7 protein-coding genes and 1 pseudogene are annotated in these 9,083 nt (G+C 71.7%); 1 reads left to right on the top strand and 7 read right to left on the bottom strand.

The window, feature by feature from the left end; translation table 11 throughout:
• The coding region (gene menC / locus ACWDS7_RS43670; RefSeq protein ID WP_451934090.1) for an o-succinylbenzoate synthase at positions 1-670 on the top strand (670 nt) is incomplete at its 5' end.
• A 207-nt stretch (positions 671-877) separates the two neighbouring features.
• Here menC and ACWDS7_RS43665 read toward each other — a convergent pair.
• The 7 genes and pseudogenes from ACWDS7_RS43665 to ACWDS7_RS43635 all read right to left on the bottom strand — a co-directional run.
• On the bottom strand, positions 878-1,570 hold the full coding sequence (locus ACWDS7_RS43665) for an ABC transporter ATP-binding protein (RefSeq protein WP_451934089.1): 693 nt from the start codon (positions 1,568-1,570) through the stop codon (positions 878-880).
• The gene (locus ACWDS7_RS43660) at positions 1,567-3,393 is read right to left on the bottom strand and encodes a dipeptide/oligopeptide/nickel ABC transporter permease/ATP-binding protein (protein ID WP_451934088.1); all 1,827 of its coding nucleotides are present in this window, start codon (positions 3,391-3,393) and stop codon (positions 1,567-1,569) included. The genes ACWDS7_RS43665 and ACWDS7_RS43660 overlap by 4 nt, the downstream gene beginning before the upstream one ends.
• Positions 3,393-4,445: an ABC transporter permease gene (locus tag ACWDS7_RS43655; RefSeq protein WP_451934087.1), complete on the bottom strand. Its 1,053-nt coding sequence runs from the start codon at positions 4,443-4,445 to the stop codon at positions 3,393-3,395. The genes ACWDS7_RS43660 and ACWDS7_RS43655 overlap by 1 nt, the downstream gene beginning before the upstream one ends.
• Complete coding sequence (locus ACWDS7_RS43650) at positions 4,446-6,032, bottom strand: ABC transporter substrate-binding protein (RefSeq protein WP_451934086.1); 1,587 nt, start codon at positions 6,030-6,032, stop codon at positions 4,446-4,448.
• 96 nt (positions 6,033-6,128) lie between these two features.
• Entirely contained in the window at positions 6,129-7,712 is a 1,584-nt protein-coding gene (locus tag ACWDS7_RS43645) for a PucR family transcriptional regulator (protein ID WP_451934085.1), read from the bottom strand.
• Between the two features lie 29 nt (positions 7,713-7,741).
• Complete coding sequence (locus ACWDS7_RS43640) at positions 7,742-8,590, bottom strand: serine hydrolase (RefSeq protein ID WP_451934084.1); 849 nt, start codon at positions 8,588-8,590, stop codon at positions 7,742-7,744.
• Positions 8,591-8,603: 13 nt separating this feature from the next.
• Positions 8,604-9,083: pseudogene (locus ACWDS7_RS43635) on the bottom strand (serine hydrolase domain-containing protein); the annotation flags it as partial.

Below are 9,083 nucleotides of genomic sequence, written 5' to 3'. Positions count from 1 at the left end.
GGACGCCGTCGGCGGCTATCTCGCGGAGGGCTACGTCCGGATCAAACTGAAGATCGAGCCCGGCTGGGACGTCGCCCCCGTCCGCGCCGTCCGCGAACGCTTCGGCCCGGACCTGCTGCTGCAGGTCGACGCCAACGCCGCCTACACCCTCACCGACGCCCCCCACCTGGCCAAGCTCGACGACTTCGACCTGCTGCTCATCGAACAGCCCCTGGCCAACGACGACCTGGTCCAGCACGCCCAGCTCGCCAAGCGCCTGACCACCCCGCTCTGCCTGGACGAGTCCATCGACTCGGCCGCCCACGCCGCCGCCGCGATCACCCTGGGCTCCTGCTCCATCATCAACGTCAAACCCGGCAGGGTCGGCGGCTACCTCGAGTCCCGCCGCATCCACGACCTGGCCCGCGCCCACGGCGTCGCCCTGTGGTGCGGCGGCATGCTGGAGACCGGCATCGGCCGCGCCGCCAACCTCGCCCTGGCCGCGATGCCCGGCTTCACCCTGCCCGGCGACACCTCCGCCTCCCGCCGCTACTACGCCACCGACATCACCACGCCCTTCGAGCTGAGCGACGGCCACCTCGACGTGCCCACCACCCCCGGCATCGGCATCGACCCGATCGCCGACCTCCTGGACGAGGTCACCACCTCCACCGAGTGGATCGCCCTCTGACGTCTCACACGAGAGTGTCTCCCCCCGGGGTGAGAGGTGATCCCTCTCACCCCGGGGGGGAGACGCCTCCCGTCCCGGAGTGAGGCGGGCCGGAGAAGAGCACGGCAGCGTGGGCTCCATGCCCCGGACGATGTCGAAGTCCGCATCGCGGACGGTGCCGTGGTGGATGACAGGGAAGTCCCATGCGGGCGGCCGGCCGGCCGCCCGTCAGACGTGTCCGAGGCGGGGTACCGCCTCGATCAGGGAGCGGGTGTAGGCCTCCTTGGGCGAGCCCACCACCTCCTCCGTCGGCCCCGCCTCGACCAACCTGCCGTGGTGCATCACCGCGACGACGTCGGAGACGTAGCGGACCACGGCGAGGTTGTGCGAGATGAACAGCATCGACAGCCCGAGTTCCTCGCGCAGCGAGCGGATCAGGTTGAGCACCGCGCCCTGGACGGAGACGTCCAGGGCGGAGGTGATCTCGTCGGCGACCAGCAGTTCGGGGTCCGCGCCCAGCGTCCGGGCGATCGCCACCCGCTGGCGCTGGCCGCCGGACAGCTCACGCGGGTAGCGCACCGCGAGCGAGATCGGCAGCGACACCAGCGACAGCAGCCGTTCCACCTCCCCCTGGCGGGCGGCGCGGGGCACCCGCAGTCCCTCGGCCACCGACGCGCCCACGGTCATCCGCGGGTCGAGGGAGGCGTAGGGGTCCTGGAAGACCATCTGGATTCGCCGCGGATCGCCACCGACGATCTCACCGGTGTACGGCACCAGCCCGCTCACCGCCCTGGCCAGCGTGGACTTGCCCGAGCCCGACTCCCCCACCAGACCGACGATCGCCCCGGCCGGGACCTCCAGCGTGACGTCGTCGACGGCGGTGAAGGCGCCGAACCGCACCGTCAGATTCTTGATGATCATGAAGCCTCCCAGCAGGCGACGCGATGCGCCTCGCCGTACGGAATCAGGGGCGGGCGTTCGGCGCAGCGGTCGGTCGCGAGGGCGCAGCGGTCCGCGAAGGCGCATCCGTCGCCGATCTCGGCGGGCGAGGGCTGGCGTCCGGAGATGCTGGCCAGCGGCAGGGATCTGTCGGTGTCCATGCCGGGCAGCGAGGCGACCAGCGCACGGGTGTAGGGGTGCGCGGCGTCGGAGGCCAGCTTCTCGACCGGCAGCTCCTCGACCACCCGGCCCGCGTACATCACCACGACCCGGTGACACAGCTCCCCGACGACGGCGATGTCGTGGGAGATGAACAGCGTCGCCGCGCCGGTCTCGTCGGTCACCTCGCGCAGCAGGCGCAGGATCTGCCGCTGCACGGTCACGTCGAGTGCGGTGGTCGGCTCGTCGGCGATGATCAGCCGTGGCGTGCCCATCAGGCCCATCGCGATCACCACGCGCTGCCGCATGCCGCCGGACAGCTCGTGCGGGTGTTGCCGGGCCCGTCTGCCGGGTTCCGGGATGCGCACGTGCCCGAGCCGGTCCACGGCCCTGGTCCTGGCCTCGGCGCGGCTCGCGCCCTGGTGCACGGTCGCCACCTCCGCGAGCTGCCCGCCGACCTTGAGCGCCGGGTTGAGCGAGGCCATCGGGTCCTGGAAGACCATCGCCAGCGACGTGCCGAGCAGCTTGCGGCGCCGCTGTTCCGGCAGCGCGCCGAGGTCGGCGCCGCACAGCCGCAGCCGTGCCGCGTCCACCTCTCCCGGGTAGGGCACCAGGCCGCCGATCGCCGACGCGGTCAGGCTCTTGCCGCTGCCCGACTCCCCCACCAGGCCGACGATCTCACCGGGCGCGACGGTCAGCGACACCCCGCGCACCGGCGTCACGCCTCCGGGGAAGGTGACGGTGAGGTCCCGCACCTCCAGGACCGCCTCCTGATCGGGCTCCCCGAGCTCTCCGGGCGCGGGAGCGGACCGCGGGACGGCCTTGCCCGCCGGTACGGCGGTGCGCGACGCGGCGCGCGCCAGGGCGTCTCCCAGGAGGTTGAATCCGATGCCCGCGAGCGCCACCGCGGCGGCGGGTCCGAGGGCGACGGCGGGGGTGGCGTAGATGCGGCTGAAGCCGTCGAAGAGCAGCCGTCCCCAGTCGAACGACGGCGGCTGCACGCCCAGGCCGAGGAAGGACATGCCGGCGAGCCCGAGCAGCGCGCCGCCCAGCGCCTGGGTGAGGTTGAGGATCAGCGGCTCGGCGATGTTGGGCAGGACGTGGCGTGTCATGATCAGCCGTCGGGGAACCCCGAGCATACGGGCGGCCGACACGTAGTCGGCCCCGGCGACCGACGCGGCGAGCGTCTGGGTGAGCCGGGCGAAGCCGGGCGCGATGGCGACGCCGATGCCCAGCACGGCGCCTCGTGCGCCCAGCCCCGCGATCACCGCGGTGAACATGGCCAGCAGCAGCCCGGGGAAGGCGACCAGCGCGTTCACCGTACCGGTGACCAGCCGGGCGGCGCGGCGGGGCAGCACCGAGGGGAGCGCGCCGAGCAGGATCCCGGTGGTCGCGCCGATGAGCGTGGCCATCAGGGCGAGGCCGAGCGAGAGCCGACCGGCGACCAGCACCCGGGCGAGGATGTCTCGGCCCAGATTGTCGGTGCCGAGCGGGTGCGCGGCCGAGGCCCCCTGGAGGATCACCGCGGGGTCGATGCGTTGGGCCTCGGCGCCCCAGATCGGCGGCCCGGCGATCGCCAGGACCACCATGAGCGCCACCAGCGTGGTCCCGGCCAGCCCGGCGGGGGTACGCAGCAGCTGCCGCATCAGCTCTCCTTCAGGGCGGACGTGGGGTCGAGCACGCCGAGCAGCAGGTCGACGAGGAGGTTCACCGTGAGCACGATCACGCCGTAGACGAGGATCACGCCCTGGGCGACCGGATAGTCCTTCTGGGTGATCGACTCCACGATCCGCATGCCCAGCCCCGGCCACGCGAAGACGTACTCGACCAGCACGCTTCCGGCGATCAGACCGGTGAGCAGCAGCCCTCCCATGGTGAGGGTCGCGGTGAGCGTGTTGGGCAGGACGTGCCGCACGTACAGCCGGGCGGCGGGCAGCCGCTTGGCACGTGCCAGGCGCACGTAGTCGCTGCCCAGCTCCCGCTGGGTCTCGGCCCGGGAGATGCGGGCGATCATCGCCGCCGGCGCGATGGCCAGGGCGAGGATCGGCAGCACATAGGACACGGGCCCGCCCTTGCCCGCGGGAGGGAACCAGCCGAGCCCGATCGCGAACACGGCCACCAGGGCGATGGAGTAGAGGAACTCGGGGACGGCGACGGCTGTGCCGGTCACCGAGGTGAAGGCCGCGTCGGTGCCCCGGTTGCGGCCGTTCTCGGTGCGGATGCCCGCCCACATCCCGAGCGGCACCGCGACGAGCATGGCGAGGACCGTCGCGAGCAGGGCCAGGGCGAGCGTGCTGGGGAGGCGGTCGGCGATGACCTCGCCGACCGGTTCCCCGCCGAGGAACGACGTGCCGAACTGCCCGCCCAGCACATTACGGACATAGGAGGCCAGCTGGGTCAGGATCGGCTGGTCCAGCCCGAGTGCCGCGCGCCTCGCGGCGACCAGTTCGACCGGCGCGGTGGGGCCGAGCGCCGCGCGCACCGGGTCACCCGGGATCAGATGGATCATCGCGAAGGACGCGACGAGCAGCGCGGCCAGCGAGATCACGAACCGGACGAGGTGCCGCAGCACGAACGCGCCGCGCACCCGGCCAGAAGACGCCCGGCCGGAGAACGCCCGCGCGGAGAGCATCCGGCTCAAGAACGCGCGGTCGGCGAGCAGGCGGCCACCGGCGGGGGGACGAGAGGTTCCGGCCACTCAGCCCGCCTCGGTCATCCGGACGGACAGCGGCAGGAACATGTTCCCTATCACGTCGAACTTCGCGTTCTTCGCCGCGATCATCATGGTGTTCTCCACCACGGGCACCAGGTCGGCGTTGTCGAACAGCGCCGACTCCGCCTCCCGCCAGAGCTTGCAGCCCTCCTCGCCCGGCTTGAGCACGGCCTCGGCCACCGCCTTCTCGTAGCGGGTATTGGCCAGGTGGGCGAAGTTGGCGCCCTTCGGCGCGGCCGGGCCGGACAGGAAACCGACGAGCTGACTGGGGAACGGGGCGCCGATGGGCAGCCAGATGACGTCCCAGTCCTGGGTGGCGTTGAGCGTCTCCGAGAGCTTGGCATCGATGATGCCGTTCAGCGTGACGTCGGCACCCGCCTTCTTCCACGCGGCGGAGAGGTATTCGGCCGCGGCCTCCACCCCCGTTCCTTTGGTGGTGGCGTAGACCAGCCGCAGGGTCAACTTCCGGCCGTCCTTGGCGCGGATGCCGTCGGCGCCGGTCTTCCAGCCGGCGGCGTCCAGCGCGGCGGCCGCCGCGGCCTCGTCGAAGGCCGGGACGTGGCCGGTGACGGTGTCGCCCTGGCACGGCCGTGGATCCATCACCAGCCCGGTGGCGGGGCGGCCGGTGCCGCCGGTGGCGATGCCGGCGAGTTCCTTGAGGTTGACCGCCTGGGTGAGGGCTTTACGCACCGCCGGGTCCTTGCCGGGGCGGTCGTCGCCCTGGTGGTAGAAGAACTGCCCGTTGCCCATACCTTTGATGATCTTGGTGATCCCCGGCGTGGCCTCCAGCCGGGCGCGGTCGGCGCCGAGGACGGCCGCGCCGTTGAGGCCGCCGGAGATCAGCAGGTTGGCGGCGGTCTGCTCGTTCGGCACGACCTTCATCACGATCTTGGCGGGCAGGCCGGGCTCCTTCGTGGTGGCGCCGTCCGGCCCCCAGACGTAGTCCTTGCGAACCTGGAAGGTGTAGTGGTCGCTGGGCACCGCCTCGGTGAGCGTGTACGGCCCGGAACCCGAGGTGGCGCGGGCCACCACCGAGCGGTCCTTGACCCCCTTGCCGCAGACCACGAACAGCTGCGTGCTGCTCTCCAGGATGAAGCTGAACGGCTTCGGGGTCGAGAGCGTCACCGTTCCCGCCGCGTCGTCCGCCTCGGCCTTCATCCCCGTGGGGACCAGCACGCCGTTGACGGGCGACTTGGTGGCCGGATCGGTGATGTGGTCGACGTTGGCGGCCACGTCGGCGGGGGTGAGCTTGGAACCGTCGGAACAGGTGACGTCCTTGCGGAGGGTGAAGGTCACCGAGTCGGGTTTGACGTCCCACTTCTCGGCCAGTCCTGAAACGATCTTCCCGTCGGGCGTGATCTGGACCAGCGTGTCGTAGGCCAGCGACAGCACCGCGTTGGTGACCGAGAGTACGCCCATGGCCGGGTCGAGCACTCCGGGATCGGCACTGATGGCGAAGGTGAAGGTGCCGCCGACGGCGGGTCCGCCCGACGGCGGGTCCGCCGCGCCGCCGCACGCGGTCGCGAACAGGCCGAGGGCGCCGAGCACGGCCGCCGCTCCTGTGTTTCTCATCGGGACTCCAGGAAGGTGGGGGTGATGCCCCACACTCGCCCTTTCCCGATGGTGCTGCTTCGTCCGCCGCTACGAAAAAGCGGAGGGTCCATCGTTTTATCGCCCGAAGATCCGCATCTGGAGCATCACGGTCAGCCGCGCATCGGGGTCGGCCAGGTCGAGGCCGCTGATCTCGGCGAGCCGCTTCAACCGGTAGCGGAAGGTGTTGGCGTGCACGTGCACCCTGGCCGAGGCCGCGTTGACGTCGCCGAACGCGTCCAGATAGGCCCGCAGGGTGGCGACCAGCTCGCTGCCGTGCTCGGCGTCGTGGGCCATGAGCCGTTCGTAGGGCCCGGTGGGCGCCTGCTCCTCGGCCTTGACCAGGTCCGACAGTTGCAACAGCAGCGCTTCGAAGTGCACGCCGGTGTAGCCGGCGACCGCGCCGGACACCTCGCGGGCGCGCAGTACCCGCAGCGCCCGGTCGGCGTCGGCCCGCGACCGGGCCACCTCGGCCAGGCTGCCCGCCAGGCGCCCCACACCGATGTTGGCCACGTGCCGGGGACCGACCCGGACGAGGAAGCTCTCGGCGACGCGTACGGCCCGCGACTCCTCGTCGCCGCCGGCGTGCAACGGCAGTACGGCGTAGGCCACCGAGCCGACCAGCGCGGCGGCCGCCTTGGGATGGATGGCCCCGACGTGCAGGGCGAGCGCGTCACAGAAACGCTGCCTGTCGCTCTCCCGGTGCGCGGCGTCGGAGTGGGATCCACCGCTGAGCTGGGCGGCGAGCACGCACAGCCGCTCGCTGGCCACGCCGAGCCTTCCGGCGGCCTCGGCCGCGTCCTTGCCACCTGCCAGCACGGTGGAGAGCAGGTCGGCGCGGAGGCGCCGCCTGGTGTCCGCTCCGGCCCGCTGCCGGAGCAACTGCAACGCGACGATCTTGGCGGCGTCGGCGAGCGCGCGCTGCCGCTGGTCGCTCAGCGGCTCCCGTACGGCGGCCCAGATGGAGCCGAGGATCTCGTCACCGGACCGGACGGCCACCGCCGCCCGGTTGATGCTCTCTTCGTTCAGCTCGATGTAGATCGGCTCGCGGCTCTGGTAGAGCTTACGGAAGAATCCGCGCTCCTCCAGCATCCGCCGGTACCGTTCCGGCACCTGGCGGCCGAGCACGGTCTCCACCCTGCCCGGGTCGGCCTCGTCCTGACGCCCGGAGTAGGCCAGCACCCGCGATGACCGGTCCTCGATGGTGACCGGCGCGTCCAGCAGCGCGCACACGGCGTTGGCCAGCGCGAACAGGTCGTCCGCCGGGGCCTCGCCCGGCTCGGCGAGGTCGCCCTCCGCCAGCAGGGAGCGCAACAGCGCGGCCACCTGCGCCCAGGAGGCGGCCCGGGTGAGGCCCAGCACCGCCACCCCGGTCTCCAGGACCTTCGCGCGGACGAGTTCGTCGACGTCCACCGGCTGCTTGACGACGACACCCGCCGCCGGGCCCGCCGCGTCGAGCAGGGCGCATATCTGCTCGGCGCGGTCGACCCCGACGGCGAGCAGGATGCCCCCCTCGGGGAGCAGCAGTTCGTCGAGGGGGTCGTAGATGTGGACTCCGGTGACCTCGACGTCGAGCTCCCCTGGGGAGGCGGCCACGTCCAGCACGGTGCTACCCAGATCCTCCAGAATCCGTCGCAGGCTGGCTCGTGGCCGATCAATCATCCGCTCACGATAACGGACATAGAGCGACATCACGCCCGTAGGTGATCGATGGCCATACGGGCGGCGCGACCGATCGCCGCGTCGGCCCTGGGATCCCGGAAGCCGAGCGAGGTGGTCCGGAGGAAGACCGCGGCGGCGTAGCGCCGCCCGTCCGGGTATTCCACGACGCCTGCCTCGTTGCGGATCCCCCAGAGGGTCCCGGTCTTGCCGGAGACCTTCACCTCGTCGCCGAACGCCGAGGAGAGCCGGTGCGGCCAGATCTGGTTGCCCATGATCCTGCGCACCTCCGCGCAGGCCTCCGCGGGGCCGGCCTCGTCCCGCCAGATCAGGCTCAGCAGGGTCGTGGTCTCACGGGGCGTGCTCGAGGTCGTCCGCTCCGGATCGCGGACCGCCAACGCCCGGATCCGCTCCTCGCTCACCCCGGCGAGTTCCTCCTCGTCGGAGAGCCCGGAGAGGCCGAGCTCGACCACGACGCTCCCGAGCAGCTCGGCGCAGCCGCCGATCAGGTGGGTGCGCTTCAGGCCGAGCTCGCGCAGGGTGGTGTGCAGGTTGTCCAGCCCGACCCGGCGCAGCAGCACGTCGGTCGCCGCGTTGTCGCTCATGGTCATCATGAAGTGGGCCAGATCGCGCAGGGTGAGCGAGATGTCGTCGGCACAGCCGGAGGTGCCGATGCCGCCGTCCTTGTCGGCGGCGGTGACGGTCAGCCGCTCGGTGCGCTCCAGAGTCCCGGCCGCGGCCTGCCGGGCGTACTCCAGGACGATCGGAATCTTGAACACCGAGGCGAGCACGACCGGATCGTCGGAGCCGAGACCGATCTCGGCGTCGCCGTCGACGTCGCGGACGTGGATGAAGCCCTCCACGTCCGCGTCGTCGAACACCTCCCGCAGCGTGTCACACACGGGGCAGCGCCCGTCCGTTGTGGATGTAGGCGGCACGACCGTCCTCGACCACGAAGGTGAGCGTCTCGTGCCCGCCGCCCTTCGGCTCCGCCGTGATGAAGGAATGGTCGGAGTGGTGGACGAAGCGGGTGGTGGTACGCGGGGTGCCCGACTTGGTCATGAACTCGCCGGGGATCAAGGTGACGTCCAGGCCGCCGTCCCCCTCGGTCACCTCGTAGGCGAGCATCGGCCCCTCGTACCTGCCGGTGTACGGCGTGAGGTCCACGGCCTGCGGCGTCTCGGCCGGGACCGGGAAGTCCGGGACCGTGAGCCCGGTGGCCTCGCGTATCACCGGCAGCGCCACGTCGACGAGCAGGCCGAGGAAGTCGCCACCGTTGGAGCTCATCGCGATCGCGAAGTCCGCTCCCGGCACGACCCGCCAGAACGTGCTCTGCCCGATCGTGCCGCCGTCGTGACCGTAGACCTCGCCGCC

The sequence above is a fragment of the Streptosporangium sp. NPDC003464 genome (assembly GCF_053588315.1).
The sequence above is the reverse complement of the archived record's forward strand: the minus strand, read 5'-3'. Positions and strand labels throughout refer to the sequence as shown.

What these genes read in the sequence shown, in the direction of transcription:
- ACWDS7_RS43665 (WP_451934089.1), bottom strand. Translation starts at nt 1,570, where the DNA reads ATGATCATCAAGAATCTGACGGTGCGGTTCGGCGCCTTCACCGCCGTC.
- ACWDS7_RS43660 (WP_451934088.1), bottom strand. Translation starts at nt 3,393, where the DNA reads ATGCGGCAGCTGCTGCGTACCCCCGCCGGGCTGGCCGGGACCACGCTG.
- ACWDS7_RS43650 (WP_451934086.1), bottom strand. Translation starts at nt 6,032, where the DNA reads ATGAGAAACACAGGAGCGGCGGCCGTGCTCGGCGCCCTCGGCCTGTTC.
- ACWDS7_RS43645 (WP_451934085.1), bottom strand. Translation starts at nt 7,712, where the DNA reads ATGATTGATCGGCCACGAGCCAGCCTGCGACGGATTCTGGAGGATCTG.